We start from the raw sequence: 20290 nt of genomic DNA, 5'->3' as shown, positions 1-20290 counted from the left end.
AAAATAATCAGCATTAATAATGATTATTCTTTCTTCTGTACAGTGAAATGAAATGAGTGTGATAAAAATCGGAAGGAAGATTTTAGTGTTTATGTATTAATCTTTAAAATGAACTTTAATAAAACAGAATAATAAAAATATAACATTGCATTATTGTTATTGTATAAATTTTAATAAAAATCGTATTTAAACTCTTTGTGTAAGAAAAAAACACCAGAAATAAAGTCGTTACATATCAATAAGTAATTATTTAACTGATTATTTACTACAGCACAGGAATCGACATTATGTTTTTTTCAAGGAAGTTAGAAGCCTTTATGGCCGTTGTTGAATACGGCTCACTCAGCAAGGCAGCAAAAGTGATGAACAGGACAACCCCGCCGGTGGCGAAGTCTATCAAGGACTTTGAGATCTCGCTGGGTAAGCGTTTATTTAAACGCGAAAAATTTGGTATGAGCCTGACGCGGGAAGGAATGGAGTTGTACAATGATCTTAAGGATCTTTATATGCAGGAAAAAGAAATCACCAAAAAACATATCAGTGGAACGATATGTAATAAGGTGAATATATTTTATGACTGGGGGAAAAGTAAATATATTGCGGCACTGTACCGGACGGCATTCAAAGCAGGTATACAAATTAATATATTTCGTTTCCACTATGATTGTATTGATGAAATAAATGATTTCGAGGGCAATACGCTGATACTGTCGTCAGAGCAGGTTATCAGCGAACGTTTTAGGCTGCTGCGCCACTTACCGCAGGGACAAATCGGAATTTGCTGCCGTCGTTCACTGTTTCAGGACTGTGATAACAATTTACAGACATTATTATCCTCCTGTGTCTGGTTATGTGAGCCGTTATTATATGAAAGCCCGTTACTCAAAACATTATTGCTGCAGCTCGGTGAGCAGAGCAAACATGAACATGTGCATCTGATCGACAATGTGAACAGTTATCTGCATCTGCTGATTGACGGAGATTATCTCTGCTTTATTGACGAACACCCGAAAACGCTGCCGTACAGCGATGAGCTGATTTTTCTGCCGTTATCGCAGAGTGAGGCGGAAAATCATTGTTATCTGTACAAATCGAAATCACACGCGAGTGTGCTGAACAAAATAATGGATTGTATTGAGAATATGAAATAACAGGAGAGAAGATAGATGGTGGTGGGAGAAGGATTCGAACCTTCGAAGTCTGTGACGGCAGATTTACAGTCTGCTCCCTTTGGCCGCTTGGGTATCCCACCAAAAATCAAATTGTCTGTCCGTTCAGCTGTTGCCTTGGGACGGGCTGCATAATAGCAAATATGCGGACGCTGTAAAGTAAAAAAAGAGAAAAAATGTGTGGTCGTTGTTTTTTTGCCCGAAGTGCACGTTAACCGTGCAACTTCAGGCAATTAAGCCGTTATAAAATGACAGTACGGTTACCGTAAACGAATACCCGTTGTGTCAGAACACGCCCCAGGGCATGGCTGAGCACATTTTTTTCCACGTCACGACCGGCCATGACCATATCATCGGCGCTGTAAGTGTGGTCGACGTTAATCACGCTCTGGTGAATAATCGGACCTTCGTCGAGGTTATCATTCACATAGTGCGCGGTGGCACCGATAATCTTCACGCCGCGCTCATATGCCTGATGATAAGGCCGTGCGCCGATAAAGGCCGGCAGGAAGGAGTGGTGGATGTTGATAATCTGGTTCGGATAGTGCTGCACAAATGCCGGGGTCAGCACACGCATGTATTTCGCCAGCACGACGTAATCCGGCTGATACTGATCAATCTGCTGAATGATCTGCATATCATGCTGCTCACGGGTCAGTCCGTCGTGGCTGATATGATGGAACGGAATACCAAACTGTGTGACCAGATGAGACAGCAGATCGTGGTTGCCGATAACCGCTGCAATTTCAACATCCAGACCGCCGTAGGCGCTTTTCATCAGGATATCGCCGAGGCAGTGTGCTTCTTTGGTCACCATAATGACAATGCGGCGGCGTCCGGCGGTGGTTAATTCGCGTGTGGAGCCTTTCGGCAGGGCATCATCCAGGTCGGCCAGCAGGGTTTCATCGTTAAAAATCCCTTCCAGCTCGGTGCGCATAAAAAAGCGGCCGGTACGGTGATCAACGAATTCATTGTTCTGGACAATATTGAGCTGATGCTTGTAACAAATATTGGTGATCTTGGCGATAAGACCTTTTGCGTCAGGGCAAATGGTTCGCAGAATTTTTTTCTGGCTCGTCTGGTGTTGCATGGAAGGTGTGGATCCTTAATAACTGATGTCGGTGATGTTTGTTTACAGAAGGTGCCTGTCCGGTGTCAGGCACAGCATTTTTTATATTTTTTTCCGGAGCCGCAGGGGCAGGGATCATTACGGCCGGTCTGTGGTTTTACGCCGTCGAGGTACATCCAGCCACCGTCAGTCAGGCGAAAACGGGAACGTTCGTGAATGAATTGTTTATCTTCGGACTTTTTATCAATAAAGCAAGCACAAAATTCAACGAAAGCCTCGTCCGGCGCGGTGCCGGGCTGAAAATCAATGACATTCAGTCCCAGCCATTCCGTTTCACCGAATCCGGCGGTCAGTTCTGTCCGCAGTGCTTCCGCGCGTGCCGGTGGATACCATGTCCGGATCAGATGATCAGCATTATGGGTGACAAACGCACTGTAACGCGAACGCATCAGTGCCCGCGCATCGGGGGCGGACTGCGCACCGGAAAGATAAGGCTGGCAACACTGTGCAAAAGTATCCCCGCTGCCGCACGGGCAGGGATCGGTATCTGTAAAATGAGACATAATTATCAAATAATGTGTTCAGGGTAAATAATCGTAAGGAACAGAGCTCAGATGCTACCGGAAATAGCGATCACACGCTATCCTTAATCTCAGCAGCAGTGCGGGAGCAGCGGCATTCCCGGTGTTCCGGGCACGCTGGGTTGTGAGGCCGGGCAGAAAGGGGATGCGATGAAGCAGGCACTGGACGGAAAACGATTGTTAGTCATCGATGACGACCCGGCATTCAATATGGCGCTGTCATCCTATCTGCGCCTTCTCGGTGCCACGGTGTTATCTGCCGGTGACGGTGCGCGCGCATGGGAATGTATAGAACAGGGCTTTCAGCCGGAACTGATTTTCTGTGACCTCAATATGCCGGTGATGACCGGCGCGGAATTTATTGCCCGGTCACAGTCGGATTTACCGGCCATTCCGGTGATTGTTATCTCTGCGACACAAAAAATGTCGGATATCGATGAAGTGCTGCGTCTCGGGGCAAAAGATGTGTTGTTAAAACCCCTGAACAGGCTGGAAGAAGTGAAAAAATTATGTTTGTCCCACCTGTATCCGTCATTTTTCTCACCGGGGGTGCTGGAAAATAATGATCTCTCCGGGATCTGGGCTCAGTTACAACATAATGTGGATGATGTTTTACGTTTATTAAAACAGCTGAATCCGCCGCCGAGCCAGGTGCTGGCCAATTATCAGATCCGCTATGCGCAATTATCTGATAGCTGCCGGGCGGGGCTGGTATTTGATGTGGCAGAATTTTCTGATAATGAAGTGGCGTTTTATTGTCTCGATATCAGTCAGAATACCGGCAACGGCCCGCTGATGGCGATGTTAATCCGCGTCATCTTTAACGATCTGCTAAAACGCTATATTCATAATCACCACCGGAAATTACCGAGCATGACCGCCATCTTAAATAAGCTGAACCGGTTATTACAGGACGCAGGTATTCCGGGACAGCTGCCGCTGCTGCTGGGGTATTATCACACCCGGCGTAAGTCGGTGTTATTGTCCAGTGCCGGTATCAGTGCGGAATTACGCTCTGACAATCATGTGATCCGCGTTAACCGGGGTATTCCGCTGGGGACACTCTCTTCTGTTTATTCCAGTCAGATAAGTGAATTCAGCCGCCATCTGCAATGCCGGATCTGGAACAGCAGCAGTCAGATTAAATTAAGCCTGACCCCCGGACCGCATCAGGGATAATTACCGGACTTTACCAACCCGTTCAGATATTAAACATCTCTTAACACTAAACCGCATTTACGCGGCACAGAGTATTTATCCCGGAAAATTAGCTGGTATACTCAGTCTCATTATTTTTTATAAATCGCGTATTTATTCTGTTTATGCGCATTGAGGATGATGTATGTCAGTGCAGAAAAATAAAGTACACAAGGCTGTGATCCCGGTTGCAGGATTAGGAACACGTATGCTGCCGGCCACAAAAGCGATTCCGAAAGAAATGCTGCCGCTGGTGGATAAACCGCTTATTCAGTATGTGGTGAATGAATGTATCGCGGCGGGGATCACTGAAATTATTTTAGTGACCCACTCATCAAAAAACTCCATTGAAAACCATTTCGATACCAGTTTTGAACTGGAAGCCATCCTGGAAAAACGTGTAAAACGTCAGTTGCTGGATGAAGTCCAGTCAATCTGCCCGCGTCACGTTACTATCATGCAGACCCGTCAGGGGATCGCCAAAGGGCTTGGTCACGCCGTATTATGCGCCAGACCAATGATTGGTGATGAGCCTTTTGCCGTGGTATTGCCGGATGTGATTATTGATGAATACAGCACTGACCTGGCGAAATTCAACCTGAAAGAAATGATTGCACGTTATGAAGAACACGGAGCAAGCCAGGTAATGGTCGATCCGGTTCCGCAGGAAATGGTGGCAAATTACGGCGTGGTGGATTGCCACGGTGAAAGCCTGGCCGCCGGTGAAAGCAAACCGATGTTTGCCGTGGTGGAAAAACCGGAACCGGCTAAAGCACCGTCGAATATGTCTATCGTCGGGCGTTATGTGCTTTCCCAGGATATCTGGCCGCTGCTGGGGAAAACTGCCCCGGGGGCCGGTGATGAGATCCAGCTGACTGACGCTATCGCCATGCTGATTGAAAAAAATCCGGTGGAGGCGTACCGTCTGGTAGGCCGCAGCCATGACTGCGGCGACAAAATGGGCTATATGAAAGCCTTTGTCGAGTACAGCATGCGTCATAAGCACCTGGGCCGTGAATTCTCAGACTGGCTGAAAACATTACAGAATTAATAATTGTTGCAATAGGTGAACTATGAAAGTAACCGTATTTGGAATCGGATATGTCGGTCTGGTGCAGGCGACTGTACTGGCGGAAGTCGGCCATGATGTCATGTGTGTCGATGTTGATGCAAAAAAAGTGGAAAACCTGAAAAATGGTGTGATCCCGATTTTTGAACCGGGCCTGACCCCGCTGGTGAAGAAAAACTATGAAGAAGGCCGTTTAAGCTTCACCACGGATGCGGCACTGGGTGTGGCACACGGCACACTGCAATTCATCGCGGTCGGTACACCGCCGGATGAAGACGGCTCTGCGGATCTGCAATATGTCACCGCGGTTGCCCGTACTATTGCACAGCATATGCAGGACTACAAAGTGGTTATCGATAAATCCACCGTTCCGGTCGGTACCGCGGATAAAGTTAACGCCACGATTAAAGCCACACTGGCTGAACGCGGCGCGGATATTGCCTATGACGTGGTGTCCAACCCTGAATTCCTGAAGGAAGGGGCGGCGGTTGCTGACTGCATGCGTCCTGAGCGCATTGTTATCGGCTGTGATAATGATCGTGTTATCGATATTATCCGCGAACTGTATGAGCCGTTTAACCGTAATCACGACCGCATGATTGTGATGGATATCCGCAGTGCGGAGCTGACCAAATACGCGGCAAACTGCATGCTGGCGACAAAAATCAGCTTTATGAATGAGATCTCCAACCTGGCGGAAATGCTGGGCGCGGATATTGAGAATGTGCGCCAGGGTATCGGTTCTGACTCCCGTATCGGTTATCACTTTATTTATCCGGGCTGCGGCTACGGCGGTTCCTGCTTCCCGAAAGACGTGCAGGCGCTGATCCGCACCGCGGAACATATCGGCTTTACCCCGCGCATTCTGCGTGCGGTGGAAGAAGTGAACGAACAGCAGAAATACAAACTGCCGTCCTTTATCAAACGTCATTTCGGTGAAAACCTGGAAGGTAAAACCTTCGCGGTCTGGGGCCTGTCTTTTAAACCGAATACCGATGATATGCGTGAAGCCTCCAGTCGTATCCTGTTACAGGAATTATGGGCCGCCGGTGCCAAAGTTCAGGCGTATGACCCGGAAGCGATGCAGGAAGCGCAGCGTATTTTCGGGCTGCGTGATGACCTGGCGCTGATGGGTACCAAAGAAGCGGCACTGCATAATGCGGATGCACTGGTTATCTGTACTGAGTGGCAGAGTTTCCGTGCGCCGGACTTCGATGCTATCAAAGCAGGACTGAAAACCCCGGTTATTTTTGACGGACGTAACCTTTATGACCCGGAACGTTTAGAAAATCGCGGCTTTATCTATTATGGTATAGGCCGTGGTGCTTCCATTAATCCGGTAATCTGAGTCTGAATATGAAAATACTTGTAACCGGCGCGGCTGGTTTTATTGGTTATCATGTCTCGCAGCGCCTGCTTGAGCAGGGGCACGAGGTTGTCGGTGCCGACAACCTGAATGACTATTATGATGTGAATCTCAAGCAGGCCCGTCTTGATCTGTTATTACCGCATCCGCAATTTCAGTTTTTTAAAATGGATTTGTCGGAAAAAGCGGCTGTCAGTGAGCTGTTTGCCGCACAGAAATTTGAACGGGTGATCCACCTGGCGGCGCAGCCGGGCGTGCGTTACTCCATCCAGAACCCGATGGCGTATATTGACGCGAATATTCTGGGGCATATGAATATTCTGGAAGGGTGCCGCCATCATAACGTCGGGCATCTGATCTACTCCTCCTCAAGTTCTGTATACGGTCTGAACCGCAAACAGCCGTTCTCTGTTGAGGATGATGTGGACCATCCGGTGTCGTTGTATGCGGCAACGAAAAAAGCCAATGAATTAATGTCACACAGTTATTCACATCTTTATCATCTGCCGACAACCGGTCTGCGGTTCTTCACCGTCTACGGCCCGTGGGGTCGTCCGGATATGGCGTTATTTAAGTTTGTGAAAGCCATGCTGGACGGAAAACCGATCGATGTGTATAACCACGGCAATATGGTGCGCGATTTCACCTATGTCGGTGATATTGCGGAAGCGGTGGTGCGTCTGGTGGATGTGGTTCCGGCGGTAAATAATGACTGGACGGTGGAAGAAGGGCTGAAGTCAGCCAGCTCTGCGCCGTACAAAATTTATAATGTCGGTAACGGTCAGCCGACCCGGCTGGGTGATTTTATTCAGGCGATTGAAACGGCGCTGGATATTAAAGCTGACAAACACTATATGGATATGCAGGATGGTGATGTGTTATCCACTTGTGCAGACTCCTCCGAATTGTATAAAACGATTGGTTTCTCACCGGATACGCCGGTTAATTACGGCGTACAGCAGTTTGTTGACTGGTATATGTCGTTTTATCACGGAAAAAAATAAATAACAGCAACGGTTATAAGTATAAAAAGGAGGCGAAAGCCTCCTTTTTGCTGTCCGTCTGACCGGCAGATATAAAAAAGCCCTTCAGAGAAGGGCTTTTTCGGCAGATATTATCACTTACTTGATTAAGAAATCGTTCAGAGATTTACCTTCGTTATCGATAGCTTGTTTGATCACAGCTGGTGTACGGCCCTGGCCGGTCCAGGTTTTGCTTTCACCGTTTTCATCGATATATTCGTATTTGGCAGGGCGCTGAGCACGCTTGGATTTGCGGGCTGTTTTGCCTGTACCCATAGACTGAATTAATTCTTCCGGGTTGATATTCTGCTTTTCAAGCAGCTGACGGAATTCTTCTAATTTACGGGTGCGCTCTTCTTCTTTAGCCTGAGCCTGGGATTCTTCCAGACGGCGTTCTTCAACAACAGAAGTCAGCTTTTCCAGAATTTCTTCTAAAACTTCTAAGCTGGATTCTCTCGCCTGAGCGCGAAGAGTACGGATATTATTAAATGGCTTCAAAGATTCACTCATAATCCTGGTCTCAAATTAAATGTTGGCTGGTGTATAGATAATAATAGATTGCTATTTAAAAATCTGCAATAGCAAATTTCGGAGTAAGGTTAAAACACATTTTTTTTAAAAGCAATTATTTCTGAGGAATAATAAGGGTCTTTTTGGCTTTTCGTTTAAATTTGATAAGGGGACGGGGTGAAAATGCGTTGATGTTCAGCATCTTCATAAAAATTGTTCATAAATGTGGTAGGGAATACAAATTATATTTAACCTTATCTTATGTAAAGAAACGTTATTCTTCGCTCCCGGTATAATGAAAAACAGGATAAAGCGAAGGATACCTGATAACAACAGTGAATATCCGGTATGTAACCATGACCTGTGTGAATTTACGTGTGCGATGAACTCAGGATATTGTGCATGCGATCACGGCATGTGTGAAATACAGATTGCGCTGTTTTTAACACTAATGTGTTAGTATTGTCCCGGATCTTGAATGTGTAAGGGGAGAGAGCCGGTGGCTCAGCTTTATTTTTATTACTCCGCAATGAATGCGGGAAAATCGACAGCGTTACTGCAGTCATCCTATAACTACAATGAACGCGGCATGCGCACGCTGATATTTACCGCAGAGATAGACAACCGCTATGAGCAGAGCAAAGTCACCTCACGTATCGGCCTGAGCGCCGATGCACGGGTCTTTGGCCCTGAGACGGACGTCAGCTCGGTTATTATTCGTGAACATCAGCAGACACCCGTACACTGCGTATTAATCGATGAATGCCAGTTCCTGACCAAAGCACAGGTGGAACAGCTCTGCTATATCGTCGACGATATTGATATCCCGGTTCTGTGTTACGGGTTACGCACAGACTTTAAAGGTGAGTTATTCAGCGGCAGCCATTATTTATTAGCCTGGGCGGATAAATTAGTTGAATTAAAAACTATTTGTTATTGCGGACGAAAAGCCAGCCGTGTTTTACGTTACGACGGACAGGGGCGGGTTATGTCAGATGGTGCACAAATTGACATCGGCGGTAATGAAAAATATGTATCCGTCTGCCGCAAACATTACAATGAAGCGATACGCGAAGTAAAAGCAGCAGAATATCGGTCATAAATCAGGGAAGTCCCTCTGTTATACAAAAAGTGCCGGGCGTCATTGTCCGGCTTTTTTATATCCGCTGCGGATTGCGCCGGATATCAAAAAACACCGGAACGGTTTCTGCAGGGAAAGTGATGAGGCGGTATTTGAGTCAGCAGGGATAAAATACCGGTGAATATCCCCGGGAGTTACCACAGTTTTGTAACGGGTATTAAGTGAAATATTAAAAACCGGCTGTTCCGGAAAACATGATCAAAAGTGAACAGCTGTTAATACAAAGACAATTATTTAATAATTATTATGAGACGGATATAAAAAAGCCCTCCGGGGAGGGCTTTATGGTTATTATTTGCCGGATTGATGATTATTTCTTAGCATTCCGTTTGGCAACCGGTTTTGGCGCCGCAACAGGAACAGATTCGTCATAGGTGCGTCCGTAATAGGTATCCAGCATGATTTGTTTTAATTCAGCAATCAGCGGATAGCGCGGGTTTGCACCGGTACACTGGTCATCAAAGGCATCTTCGGACAGTTTATCCAGTTTTGCCAGGAATTCCGCTTCCGGTACACCGGCTTCACGGATGGATTTCGGGATCCCCAGAGACGCTTTGATTTCGTCCAGCCAGATCAGCAGTTTTTCAATCTTCTGCGCGGTACGGTCGCCGGCAGCACTCAGTTGCAGATGGTCAGCAATCTCCGCGTAACGGCGGCGTGCCTGCGGACGGTCATATTGGCTGAACGCAGTCTGTTTGGTCGGGTTATCGGTAGCGTTATAACGGATGACGTTACAGATAAGCAGGGCATTAGCCAGACCGTGCGGAATATGGAACTCAGAGCCCAGTTTGTGCGCCATGGAGTGACATACCCCGAGGAAGGCGTTGGCAAACGCGATACCGGCGATAGTCGCGGCATTATGTACGCGTTCACGGGCAACCGGGTTCTTCGCACCTTCGTGATAGCTGGCCGGTAAAAACTCTTTCAGCAGTTTCAGCGCCTGTAATGCCTGGCCGTCAGAGAATTCGTTTGCCAGCACGGATACATACGCTTCCAGTGCGTGAGTGACCGCATCCAGCCCGCCGAACGCGGTGAGGGATTTCGGCATGTTCATCACCAGGTTGGCATCAACAATCGCCATATCCGGGGTCAGCGCATAGTCCGCCAGCGGGTATTTCTGGCCGGTGGTATCATCTGTCACAACCGCAAACGGAGTCACTTCAGAACCGGTACCGGATGTGGTGGTGATAGCAACCATTTTTGCTTTCACGCCCATTTTCGGGAACTTATAGATACGTTTACGGATATCCATAAAGCGCAGTGCCAGTTCCTCAAAATGTGTTTCCGGATGCTCATACATCACCCACATAATTTTGGCTGCATCCATCGGGGAGCCGCCGCCGAGGGCAATAATCACGTCCGGTTTGAAGCTGTTCATCTGCTCTGCGCCTTTGCGGACCACAGAAAGTGTCGGGTCAGCTTCCACTTCAAAGAAAATTTCCACTTCCATACCGTAGGATTTCAGCACACGGGTGACTTCATCCACATAGCCGTTATTGAACAGATAGCCGTCAGTCACGATAAAGGCGCGTTTTGCACCGTCACCGGCGATCTCTTCCAGGGCAACCGGCAGAGAACCACGGCGGAAATAGATAGATTTCGGAAGTTTATGCCACAACATATTTTCAGCTCGTTTTGCCACGGTTTTGGTGTTGATCAGATGTTTCGGTCCGACGTTTTCGGAAATGGAGTTACCACCCCAGGAGCCGCAACCCAGTGTCAGTGACGGAGACAGTTTGAAGTTATACAGGTCGCCGATCCCACCCTGTGATGCCGGGGTGTTAATCAGGATACGTGCGGTTTTCATCTTCTCACCGAAGAATTTCACGCGCTCCGGCTGGTTGTCCTGATCGGTATATAAGCAGGAGGTGTGGCCGATCCCGCCCATTTCCACCAGTTTTTCCGCTTTGATCACCGCGTCTTCAAAATCTTTGCCGCGGTACATGGCTAACAGCGGGGAGAGTTTTTCGTGTGCAAACGGCTCGGATTCATCCACTACGGAGACCGCACCGATAAGAATTTTGGTCCAGGCAGGTACTTCGATGCCGGCCATTTCAGCAATTTTCACCGCGGACTGACCGACAATTTTCGCATTCAGTCCGCCGTTAAGCAGAATGATGTCCTGAACGGCTTTCAGCTCTTTGCCTTTCAGAATATAACCGCCGTGGGTTTCAAAACGTTCTTTGACCTGCTCATACACATCATCCACTACGATAACCGATTGCTCAGAGGCACAAATCACGCCGTTATCGAAGGTTTTTGACATCAGAATAGAGGCCACCGCGCGTTTGATATCAGCGGTTTCATCAATCACGACAGGGGTGTTACCCGCGCCCACACCAATGGCCGGTTTACCGGAACTGTAGGCGGCTTTCACCATGCCCGGCCCGCCGGTGGCGAGGATCAGGTTGGTATCAGCGTGATGCATCAGGGCATTGGACAATTCCACTGACGGCTCGTCGATCCAGCCGATAATATCTTTCGGGGCACCGGCGGCAACAGCCGCGTTGAGGACAATTTCAGCTGCTCTGTTAGTGGCTTTTTTTGCACGCGGATGCGGGGAGAAAATGATCCCGTTACGGGTTTTCAGGCTGATCAGCGCTTTAAAAATTGCGGTGGAGGTCGGGTTAGTGGTCGGGACGATACCGCAGATAATACCGATAGGCTCTGCGATGGTGATGGTGCCGAAGGTCGGGTCTTCCGATAAGATGCCGCAGGTTTTCTCATCGCGGTAGGCGTTATAGATATATTCAGAAGCAAAATGGTTTTTGATCACTTTATCTTCAATAATACCCATGCCGGACTCTTCAACCGCCAGTTTTGCCAGCGGGATACGGGCATCTGCTGCAGCGAGTGCCGCCGCCCGGAAGATAGCATCCACCTGTTCCTGGGAGAAACCGGCAAACTCGCGCTGAGCTTTCTTCACGCGGGCAACTAATTCATTGAGTTCGGTAACGTTCGTTACGGCCATACAGATCACTCCTGATAAATTGTTAAACTTTTTAAGCAAATCAGCGAATTGATACAAATTGATTATAGCGGTGATATCTTCCGGTAACTAAATCGATTTTGCCGGTAACATAATGCAGATATGCCCGCTGATTTGCTTAAAAAGCCCGTCAGGTCTTTCTGTTCACATTATAGTTGAATCGATTCAACTATAATGAAAGCAGCTTAACATTCAGGGGGAATATTAAAGTGATCCAAATCACAAATACATCAAGCTGACACCATTCAGCATGAGTCAAAACGGGAACAATACGGAGTGACGGGAATGGTATCGGGTTTCAATTTCACAGAAGAACTGATGATTGTCTGAAATTCAGTCAGAAGTAAGGCGATATAACTGTATCGAATCAGCCGGAAGCAGAAAATATTCTGCGTAAAGCAATTCCTTTTCCTGCACATTCAACGGTATGATGTCTGTGTTAATAATCACATTTATAATTATTACAACCCCCAGGCGATAGCCTGCTGTTATTATCAGCAGGCTATCACTGTATTATCATCAGGTTGAGGATCCTTTGTGGGCAACACTTTGCTGGATTTTTCCGGTTATTTAAAATTTTTTGTCGGCTTATTTGCCTTAGTCAACCCGGTCGGTATTTTGCCGGTCTTTATGAGCATGACAAATTATCAGACTGCCGCAGTGCGCAATAAGACCAACATGATTGCGAACTTTTCGGTGGCCGTGATTTTGTGCACATCACTTCTGGTCGGCGATAAGATCCTCATTATGTTCGGTATTTCCATCGAATCTTTCCGGATAGCGGGGGGGACACTGATTGTCCTCATCGCCATGTCCATGATCAGCGGTAAGCTGGGGGAAGATAAGCAGAACAAACAGGAGCAGTCGGAAACGGCTATCCGCGACAATATCGGTGTGGTGCCGCTGGCGCTGCCGCTGATGGCGGGGCCGGGGGCTATCAGTTCCTGTGTGGTCTGGAGTGCCCGCTGGCAGGGCTGGCAGAACTTTTTCGGACTGGCGCTGACCAGCATCGTATTCGCGTTCTGCTGCTGGCTGTTGTTCCGCTCCGCGGGACTGTGGGTAAAATACCTCGGACAAACCGGCATCAACGTAGTGACCCGTATTATGGGTCTGATGCTGATGTCATTAGGTATTGAGCTGATCATTACCGGCATGAAAATGAGTTTCCCGGGATTATTGTCATAATCACGTAGTTCATTATTATCAGAACGGGGCCATCGGCCCCGTTTTTATATCTCTTAGTTCTCCATCCGGTGGTCGCCGCGCAGCAGGGCGGCGCGATCAAATTCCCGTTCAATTTTCCCGTTCGCCATAAATGCCGCCCGGTCTGACATATGCGCCACCACATCCGCATCGTGACTGACCAGCAGATAGGTCATGCCGTGGGCGGTTTTCAGATGATTAAGCAGATTGAGAATTTCCGCCTGCACAGACATATCAAGTGCGGATGTTGGTTCATCGAGTAACAGGATTTGTGGGCGCAGCATCAGGGCACGGGCAATAGCAATGCGCTGGCGCTGTCCGCCGGAGAGCTGATGCGGATAACGCTGTGCCACATCCGGCGGCAGCCCGACAGATACAATGGCCTCTGCCACCCGGTTGCCGATGTCATTTTCGCGGTGAATGCGTAATGGTTCGGAAAGCGCCCGGTGAATAGTATGGAACGGATGCAGAGACGCATAAGGATCCTGAAAGACCATCTGCACATTGCGGCGCAAAGCCCCCTGATAACGCTGGCCGGGGTGGATATGCTGTGACAGCAGTTGCACGCCGCCCAGCCATTCCCGCTGTAATCCGGCGATCACCCGCAAAATGGTGGATTTTCCACAGCCGGACTCACCGATAAGACTGAACGTCTCTCCGGCATTGAGATGAAAACCGGCCTGACAAACCACCTGCCGCTGTCCGAAGCTGACGGAAAGATTATTAACTTCAATAATCGGCGCTGAATTATTTTCCGGCATGATGTGTCTCCTGAGTCAGTAACGCCTGCAGGGCGGTGCGATCCAATACCGGCAAATCGGTGCCGTACGTTTGTGCATCCGGGCGGCAGGTCCATAATGTGCGGGTGTAAGGGTGTGTTGCCTGCGGCAGTTGTGCGGCGGGCAGTTCATCCACCTGCTGACCCTGATACATCACCATTACGCGCTGACAATGCGCCGCCACCAGTGGTAAATCGTGGCTTATCAGCAGCAGCCCCATCCGGCGTTTCTCACATTGGCTGACAATCAGTTCCAGAATCTGGTGGCGCAGCCGGGCATCCAGGGCGGAAGTCGGTTCGTCGGCAATTAAGACTGACGGGTTGTTGATCAGGGCAATCGCAATCATGGCACGCTGTCCCATACCACCGGAAAGTTGTCCCGGATAGCGGGAGAGCGCCTGTTCTGATAACCCGGCGGCACGGGCCATTTCAAAAACACGGTCGCGGCGATCAGATTTGTTCAGTGTCTGATGACGCAGCAGGGATTCTTCAATCTGCTGATACAGATTTCTGACCGGATTCAGCGCATAGCGCGGATCCTGCATGATCATGGCAATGTCATTGCCGCGCAGTGCCGCCCACTGTTTTTCCCGCAGAGACAGCAGGGAGGTCTGACCGAATGTCAGTGTATCCGCACTGACAATCCCCGGTTTGCGCACCAGGCCCATCAGCGCTCTGGCGGTCATGGATTTGCCGGAACCGGATTCCCCGACCAGCGCCAGCCGCTCCTGCCCCAGGGTAAAGGAGATATTTTTCACCACTTGTGCGCGGGGGTAATCCACACACAAATTACGGACACAAATAAGCGGCTCAGTCATGTTGCGGCTCCATAATATCCCGTAAACCATCACCCAGAAGATTGAATGCCATACCGGCAATCAGAATGGCCGCGCCGGGAACGGCGGCTATCCACCACTGGTCAAAAATAACCTGCATACCATCAGCAATCATGGCTCCCCATTCCGCCATCGGCGGTTGTGCGCCCAGCCCGAGGAAACCCAGACCGGCGGCCGCCAGGATAATGGTGGCGAGATCCAGTGCCAACCGGACAATAGCTGACGGCAGACAGAGCGGCAGAATGTGTCCCCACAGCAGACGCAGACCACGGATCCCCAGCATTTCCGCACTGGCCAGATAATCACTGTTGCGCAGATGGCGGATTTCACTGCGTGCCTGGCGGGCATAGGCGGGCCACGAGGTCAGGGCGAGAGCCAGTGCGCCGTTAATCAGCCCCGGGCCGAGAATAGCAACAAAGGCAAACGCGAGGATCAGGCGCGGCATCGACATGACAATATCGGTAAAGCGCATCAGAATCGTTTCCACCCAGCGGCCGTAAAATCCGGCCAGAATGCCGATCAATAACCCGGCGGGCAGGGTGATTGCTGCGACCAGTGCAACCAGACCAAACATCGGGCGGGTGCCGTAGATCAGGCGGGAGAGCACATCACGTCCGTAGCTGTCCGTTCCGAGCCAGTGTTGAGCATCCGGTGCCAGCAGGCGTTGTGCCGGGTTTTGCAGTACCGGGTCATAAGGGGCGAGCCACGGCGCAAACAACGCCACCAGCAGCAGAAACAGAATAATCAGGGTGCCCGTCAGCGCGGACGGGGAACGGCGGATTTTCGGCAGTAATGTCATGATTTCACCCGCGGATCCGTTAAACGCACAATCATATCTGTCACGTTATTAATAAAGATAAAGCAGATACCGATCACCAGGGTCCCGCCCATTACGGCGGTGGTATCCCCGGCAAATAAGGCGGCGGTCAGGTAACGGCCGATGCCGGGCCAGGAAAAGACCGTTTCGGTCAGTACCGCGCCCTCCAGCATCCCTGTATAGGCAAGGGCAATCACTGTGATCAGCGTCCCCCGGATATTCGGCAGCACATGACGGAACAGTACCTGCATGTCGGTATTGCCTTTGGCGCGGGCCAGCGTGACATACTCTTTATTCATTTCACTCAGACAGGCGGCGCGCGTCAGCCGGGTGATCCCCGCCAGGCAAAAATAGGCCAGTAACGACACCGGCAGGATCAGATGTGCCACCGCATTGGTAAATGCGCCGGAGTCATCGGACAACCAGGTATCTATCAGCACAAAACCGGTTTTCGCCTCGACGGTATACTGATAGATATCATCCAGCCGCCCCGGTCCGGGGCTCCATTGCAGCGTGGCATAAAACAGCAGCAGCATCAGCAGTCCCAGCCAGAAAACCGGTACCGAGTTGCCGAGGAGTGTCAGGGTGCGGATGATAAAATCAAACGGCGTACCTGCATAACGGGCACATAACACGCCGCAGAGGATCCCGAGCGAAGCGCCGATCAGCAGTGAGAGTGTTGCCAGTTCAATGGTCGCGGGCAGCGTAGTCAGTACGCCGTCAAGCACCGGCTGTCCCATAGAGGAGGCCATGCCGAGATCGCCGTGCAGCAGACGCTCTGCATAATGCCAGAACTGAATATAGAAGGGCTGATCCAGCCCCAGCTCCAGCCGCACCTGCTCATAGGTTTCATGGCTGGCGTGATCGCCGACAATCTGTAATACCCGGTCAACCGGGGAGAGTGCCGACAATGCAAAGGTGATCACCAGTAACCCGAGCAGTGTCAGTGCCAGGGTGAAAATACCCTGAAGCGTCACACGCAGCGTATGGCGAAACAGTGTTCCGGCAGGGGAAATATCGGACATACAGCAGTTCCTGAATAAAAACAAAACACACAAACCCCGTCAGCGGTACTGACGGGGTGATAACCGGAAAATCAGCAGATTATTTGGTGACTCTGTCGTAATACACCATGTCTGCGTTCAGTCCCTGCTGATAGCCTTTCACATTGTCACGCAGTACCACCTGGTTTTGTCCCTGTGCCATAAACACATACGGAGAACTGCGTTGTAACTCTTCCTGCATGGCGGTATACATCTGCGCACGTTTGGCTTTATCCGGCTCCGCCACGGCTTTCAGTGTGGTTTGTGATAACTGAGGGATATCCCAGCCGTTCAGCCACGCGACGGTGCTGCTCTTGCCGTCATTAAAGGCGAAAGCGCTGGCATTGGAATGGGCATCAAAATAGTCCGGGATCCAGAAACGGATGGCCGCCTGATGCTGGCGTGCCCGCACGCGGGAATAGACCTGACTGCCTGCCGCCGGTAATAATTCCACTTTGATGCCGCCTTGCGCAAAACTGGCCTGAAGTGACTGAGCGATAGTGATATACGGCGGTTTGTTTTCCACATCGAGGGTGAAATGGGCATCTTTAATTCCGGCGTTTGCCAGAATCTCTTTGGCTTTGGCCGGATCAAATTTATACGGGTTATTTTCCAGCGCGCCCGGTAAACCGACCGGCAGGAAGCTCTGATGAATAAAATACTGGCCTTTCAGTAAATCGCGGGTAATGCCTTCGTAATCGACCAGATAACGGGCTGCTTCCCATAATGCCGGGTTTTTCAGCAGCGGATTGGCGCTGTTGCCGGTGTTGAATGCCATATAATCCTGCTCGGCGGACGGAATATTTTCCACCCGTACCCCGGCGCTGTTTTTCAGTGCGGCTGTCTGGTCAGCACCGAGTTCACGGGCAATATCCGCATCACCCTGCTGAATCAGCAGACGGCGGGAAGCCGGATCCGGCACGTTTTTAATAATAACGGACGGGATTTTCGCCTCGCCGGTGGAGACATGCGGGTTAGCGGCCATCACAATCGCCTGGTTTGGCTGATAGACCTTCAGGGAATAAGCACCGCTGCCGGCAGAATGCATTTTCAGCCAGGCATTACCGAAGTCATTATTTTTAATATTCGGTGTCACCAGTTTTTCGTCCACCACTGAGGCTATCGGGGTGGACAGCAGATTCAGTGCCACATCCGGGCTGATATCCGCACTCCATTTTATTTTCAGGGTGCGGTCGCCGGTTTTTTCAAACTGCTGCGCGATATTCTCTTTATTCCAGCCAAGAATATTGAGAATAAACGCAGGCGATTTATTCATGACCACAGCGCGCTGGTAAGAGAAGATAATATCTTCCGGGCGCACCGGGTTGCCGGAGGCAAATTTTGCATTCTCTTTAATCCGGACGGTCAGGGTTTTATTGGCGGCATCGGCCTGCCAGTCTTCCAGCAGGATAGCGTCAAGCTGCTCCGGATTATCGCGGTTCGGCTGTACCAGACGCTGATATAAGCTGGGAACGGTCTGGATACTGGACAGTTCATTACTTTCTGCCGGATCCAGGCTGACAATATCATCCAGACTCTGGACAACAATTAAGGTGTTCGGTGGTGTGGCGGCAAATGCGGAGACGGAAAAGAGCAGGGCCAGTGACGCTGCCGGATATGTTTTTTTCATATATTTCCCCTGAAACGCGGTGTTATTGATTTTTTGTAATACTGACACGTTAAAAAAAACGGCGTTGTTTTGCAAAGTCTGTTACGTGCTTGTTTATAACTTTTCGTTATAGCCAAAATTAATCATAGTCTGAAATTGCTGACCGGGAGATTTCACCGGCAAAAAAAGCGGAAAAACAGCAGTAATATAACAACGGGTTATCAGCCCATAAAAAATAACACTAAAAATGGTGCTGTGTGGGTGGATACCGTAACCCATACCGTTCAGTAATAAACGGGTATAACAGATAAATGTGGTTAAATAAACAACAGAAACTATATTTGCTGTCAATCCATTATTTTCAGCGCTCACCAGATTGATATTTCAGTGAAATTTTTTACTTTACTCTTTTTATTTACAGTTGTTTTTTAAGTGGTTGTTAATATTTAATCAGTTAAAACTGTGATAGAGGCAGGGTTTTTATCTGGAAAAATTGCTTTTTGTTAATTAAATGTTTACTTTTTTATCCGGGCTGAGCAAAACAGCCGGATCATAAGCAGTCTTGGGTTAATGTTTTATTTCAGCGGCAGAACGGCACTGTTTGCAGATAAAAACAATCACTGCCCCGGAAAATGCACATCAGGCCGGAAAACAGCACCGAAAAACAGGCTGATCCCGTCGCTGACGGCACTTATAAATAAAGCATTTGCGATTTTTTAATCACGTTGTTCATTTAACAGGTGTTATTCAGAAGGGACGGAAGATGAAAAAACACACTATTGCTGTTTCCCTCACGCAGGCGCTGCTGCTGAGTGCACTCTCTTATTCCGCATGGGCGGCACAGGTTCCGCCGGGAACAAAGCTGGCGGAAAAACAGGTTATTGTTATCAATAACGGTACTGAACCGGTATCACTTGATCCGCATAAAGTGGAAGGCGTGCCGGAATCCAACATTATTCTTAATCTGCTGGAAGGGCTGGTTTCCACTGACGGTGATGGTCATATCGTGCCCGGGGTGGCAGAGAGCTGGTCGTCCCCGGATAACCGCATCTGGACATTCACGCTGCGGCCGGATGCTAAGTGGAGTGACGGCTCGCCGGTGACCGCACAGGATTTTGTCTACAGCTGGCGGCGGCTGACTGACCCGAAAACCGCATCACCTTACGGCAGCTATCTGCATTATGCCTATGTCGAAAATGTGGATGATATTATCAGCGGTAAAAAACCACCGGAAAGTCTCGGCGTCAAAGCGGTTGATGACAGAACCTTTCAGGTTCAGCTGACTCAGCCGGTGCCGTATTTCCCGGATATGCTGAGCCATACCGCACTGAAGCCGGTACCGAAAGGGGCGATTGAACAATTTGGTGATAAATGGACATCCGCCGGAAAATTTACCGGTAACGGCGCATATACCCTGTCTGCCTGGAATGTGAATGAACGGCTGGTGCTTAAACGCAACCCGAAATACTGGAATGATAAAGATACCGTGATTGAACAGGCGACATTCCTGCCGCTCCAGTCAGAAACCAGTGATATTAACCGCTATCGCGCCGGTGAAATAGATGTCACCAACAGTTCGGTGCCGCCGGTTCTGTTCGCCAAAATGAAAAAAGATATTCCGGCGCAGGTTCAGATTTCCCCGTATTTATGCACATTCTATTATGAAATAAATAATACCGCGGCACCGTTTACCGACCCGAAAGTACGCGAAGCCGTTAAACTGGGGCTGGATCGCGACATTATCACTCATAAAATCATGGGACAGGGACAAATTCCCGCTTACGGTTTTACCCCGCATTATATTAACGGCGGGCATTTCACCACACCGGAATGGGCATCCCTGACTCAGGAACAGCGCAATGAAAAAGGGCGCAAACTGCTGGAAGAAGCC

Annotated in this window: 17 protein-coding genes and 1 tRNA gene; 8 read left to right on the top strand and 10 right to left on the bottom strand. The window is 49.4% G+C overall.

All coding sequences use genetic code 11. The features are described from left to right. The first annotated feature begins 287 nt into the window (after positions 1 to 287). Positions 288 to 1151, top strand: coding sequence for a helix-turn-helix domain-containing protein (locus tag HMPREF3119_RS11925; RefSeq protein WP_036417287.1), 864 nt, complete (start codon positions 288 to 290; stop codon positions 1149 to 1151). 16 nt (positions 1152 to 1167) lie between these two features. Here HMPREF3119_RS11925 and HMPREF3119_RS11920 read toward each other — a convergent pair. The 3 genes from HMPREF3119_RS11920 to HMPREF3119_RS11910 form a co-directional block, all read right to left on the bottom strand. Continuing rightward, positions 1168 to 1252, bottom strand: a tRNA-Tyr gene (locus HMPREF3119_RS11920). A 158-nt stretch (positions 1253 to 1410) separates the two neighbouring features. Then, positions 1411 to 2259: a formyltetrahydrofolate deformylase gene (gene purU / locus HMPREF3119_RS11915; protein ID WP_024473187.1), complete on the bottom strand. Its 849-nt coding sequence runs from the start codon at positions 2257 to 2259 to the stop codon at positions 1411 to 1413. A 65-nt stretch (positions 2260 to 2324) separates the two neighbouring features. After that, complete coding sequence (locus tag HMPREF3119_RS11910) at positions 2325 to 2801, bottom strand: YchJ family metal-binding protein (RefSeq protein ID WP_004238203.1); 477 nt, start codon at positions 2799 to 2801, stop codon at positions 2325 to 2327. A gap of 168 nt (positions 2802 to 2969) precedes the next feature. On the opposite strand from HMPREF3119_RS11910, the gene rssB reads away from it, so the two are divergent. From rssB to HMPREF3119_RS11890, 4 genes are all read left to right on the top strand, one after another. Continuing rightward, positions 2970 to 3998, top strand: coding sequence for a two-component system response regulator RssB (gene rssB, locus HMPREF3119_RS11905; RefSeq protein WP_004238202.1), 1029 nt, complete (start codon positions 2970 to 2972; stop codon positions 3996 to 3998). A gap of 163 nt (positions 3999 to 4161) precedes the next feature. Next, positions 4162 to 5067 (top strand): UTP--glucose-1-phosphate uridylyltransferase GalU, encoded by a 906-nt coding sequence (galU, locus tag HMPREF3119_RS11900; protein ID WP_032098117.1) that lies wholly within the window; start codon positions 4162 to 4164, stop codon positions 5065 to 5067. Between the two features lie 22 nt (positions 5068 to 5089). Continuing rightward, complete coding sequence (locus tag HMPREF3119_RS11895; protein WP_004238197.1) at positions 5090 to 6433, top strand: UDP-glucose dehydrogenase family protein; 1344 nt, start codon at positions 5090 to 5092, stop codon at positions 6431 to 6433. An 8-nt stretch (positions 6434 to 6441) separates the two neighbouring features. Then, positions 6442 to 7455: an NAD-dependent epimerase gene (locus tag HMPREF3119_RS11890; RefSeq protein WP_004238196.1), complete on the top strand. Its 1014-nt coding sequence runs from the start codon at positions 6442 to 6444 to the stop codon at positions 7453 to 7455. A 117-nt stretch (positions 7456 to 7572) separates the two neighbouring features. Here HMPREF3119_RS11890 and HMPREF3119_RS11885 read toward each other — a convergent pair whose 3' ends face one another. Further along, the gene (locus HMPREF3119_RS11885) at positions 7573 to 7983 is read right to left on the bottom strand and encodes an H-NS family histone-like protein (RefSeq protein ID WP_004238195.1); all 411 of its coding nucleotides are present in this window, start codon (positions 7981 to 7983) and stop codon (positions 7573 to 7575) included. Positions 7984 to 8482: 499 nt separating this feature from the next. Here HMPREF3119_RS11885 and HMPREF3119_RS11880 point away from each other — a divergent pair, with 499 nt between their 5' ends. Beyond that, the gene (locus tag HMPREF3119_RS11880; protein ID WP_032098148.1) at positions 8483 to 9085 is read left to right on the top strand and encodes a thymidine kinase; all 603 of its coding nucleotides are present in this window, start codon (positions 8483 to 8485) and stop codon (positions 9083 to 9085) included. 349 nt (positions 9086 to 9434) lie between these two features. Here the strand turns inward: HMPREF3119_RS11880 and adhE are convergent, their stop codons facing one another. Next, positions 9435 to 12095: a bifunctional acetaldehyde-CoA/alcohol dehydrogenase gene (gene adhE, locus HMPREF3119_RS11875; protein WP_004239173.1), complete on the bottom strand. Its 2661-nt coding sequence runs from the start codon at positions 12093 to 12095 to the stop codon at positions 9435 to 9437. 555 nt (positions 12096 to 12650) lie between these two features. On the opposite strand from adhE, the gene HMPREF3119_RS11870 reads away from it, so the two are divergent. Continuing rightward, a complete protein-coding gene (locus HMPREF3119_RS11870; protein WP_004239175.1) occupies positions 12651 to 13298 on the top strand; it encodes a YchE family NAAT transporter in 648 nt (215 codons plus the stop codon). Positions 13299 to 13351: 53 nt separating this feature from the next. On the opposite strand, the gene HMPREF3119_RS11865 is transcribed toward HMPREF3119_RS11870, so the two are convergent. From HMPREF3119_RS11865 to HMPREF3119_RS11845, 5 genes are all read right to left on the bottom strand, one after another. Next, complete coding sequence (locus HMPREF3119_RS11865) at positions 13352 to 14077, bottom strand: ABC transporter ATP-binding protein (protein WP_004238191.1); 726 nt, start codon at positions 14075 to 14077, stop codon at positions 13352 to 13354. Beyond that, a complete protein-coding gene (locus HMPREF3119_RS11860) occupies positions 14064 to 14912 on the bottom strand; it encodes an ABC transporter ATP-binding protein (RefSeq protein WP_004239177.1) in 849 nt (282 codons plus the stop codon). The genes HMPREF3119_RS11865 and HMPREF3119_RS11860 overlap by 14 nt, the downstream gene beginning before the upstream one ends. Next, complete coding sequence (locus HMPREF3119_RS11855) at positions 14905 to 15729, bottom strand: ABC transporter permease (protein WP_004238189.1); 825 nt, start codon at positions 15727 to 15729, stop codon at positions 14905 to 14907. The genes HMPREF3119_RS11860 and HMPREF3119_RS11855 overlap by 8 nt, the downstream gene beginning before the upstream one ends. Beyond that, positions 15726 to 16772 carry an ABC transporter permease gene (locus HMPREF3119_RS11850; protein WP_070579826.1) on the bottom strand — a complete coding sequence of 349 codons (1047 nt, stop codon included), beginning with the start codon at positions 16770 to 16772 and terminating at the stop codon, positions 15726 to 15728. The genes HMPREF3119_RS11855 and HMPREF3119_RS11850 overlap by 4 nt, the downstream gene beginning before the upstream one ends. Positions 16773 to 16851: 79 nt before the next feature. Next, a complete protein-coding gene (locus tag HMPREF3119_RS11845) occupies positions 16852 to 18420 on the bottom strand; it encodes an ABC transporter substrate-binding protein (RefSeq protein ID WP_070579822.1) in 1569 nt (522 codons plus the stop codon). A 742-nt stretch (positions 18421 to 19162) separates the two neighbouring features. On the opposite strand from HMPREF3119_RS11845, the gene HMPREF3119_RS11835 reads away from it, so the two are divergent. Beyond that, the coding region (locus HMPREF3119_RS11835; protein ID WP_246829277.1) for an ABC transporter substrate-binding protein at positions 19163 to 20290 on the top strand (1128 nt) is incomplete at its 3' end.

This window comes from Morganella sp. HMSC11D09 (assembly GCF_001807955.1).
Taxonomy (GTDB): domain Bacteria; phylum Pseudomonadota; class Gammaproteobacteria; order Enterobacterales; family Enterobacteriaceae; genus Morganella; species Morganella morganii.
The sequence above is the reverse complement of the archived record's forward strand: the minus strand, read 5'-3'. Positions and strand labels throughout refer to the sequence as shown.

Bases quoted from the DNA above. Each gene is read 5' to 3' on its own strand.
- HMPREF3119_RS11925 (WP_036417287.1), top strand. From the start codon at position 288: ATGTTTTTTTCAAGGAAGTTAGAAGCCTTTATGGCCGTTGTTGAATAC.
- purU (WP_024473187.1), bottom strand. From the start codon at position 2,259: ATGCAACACCAGACGAGCCAGAAAAAAATTCTGCGAACCATTTGCCCT.
- HMPREF3119_RS11910 (WP_004238203.1), bottom strand. From the start codon at position 2,801: ATGTCTCATTTTACAGATACCGATCCCTGCCCGTGCGGCAGCGGGGAT.
- rssB (WP_004238202.1), top strand. From the start codon at position 2,970: ATGAAGCAGGCACTGGACGGAAAACGATTGTTAGTCATCGATGACGAC.
- galU (WP_032098117.1), top strand. From the start codon at position 4,162: ATGTCAGTGCAGAAAAATAAAGTACACAAGGCTGTGATCCCGGTTGCA.
- HMPREF3119_RS11895 (WP_004238197.1), top strand. From the start codon at position 5,090: ATGAAAGTAACCGTATTTGGAATCGGATATGTCGGTCTGGTGCAGGCG.
- HMPREF3119_RS11890 (WP_004238196.1), top strand. From the start codon at position 6,442: ATGAAAATACTTGTAACCGGCGCGGCTGGTTTTATTGGTTATCATGTC.
- HMPREF3119_RS11885 (WP_004238195.1), bottom strand. From the start codon at position 7,983: ATGAGTGAATCTTTGAAGCCATTTAATAATATCCGTACTCTTCGCGCT.
- adhE (WP_004239173.1), bottom strand. From the start codon at position 12,095: ATGGCCGTAACGAACGTTACCGAACTCAATGAATTAGTTGCCCGCGTG.
- HMPREF3119_RS11865 (WP_004238191.1), bottom strand. From the start codon at position 14,077: ATGCCGGAAAATAATTCAGCGCCGATTATTGAAGTTAATAATCTTTCC.
- HMPREF3119_RS11860 (WP_004239177.1), bottom strand. From the start codon at position 14,912: ATGACTGAGCCGCTTATTTGTGTCCGTAATTTGTGTGTGGATTACCCC.
- HMPREF3119_RS11855 (WP_004238189.1), bottom strand. From the start codon at position 15,729: ATGACATTACTGCCGAAAATCCGCCGTTCCCCGTCCGCGCTGACGGGC.
- HMPREF3119_RS11850 (WP_070579826.1), bottom strand. From the start codon at position 16,772: ATGTCCGATATTTCCCCTGCCGGAACACTGTTTCGCCATACGCTGCGT.
- HMPREF3119_RS11845 (WP_070579822.1), bottom strand. From the start codon at position 18,420: ATGAAAAAAACATATCCGGCAGCGTCACTGGCCCTGCTCTTTTCCGTC.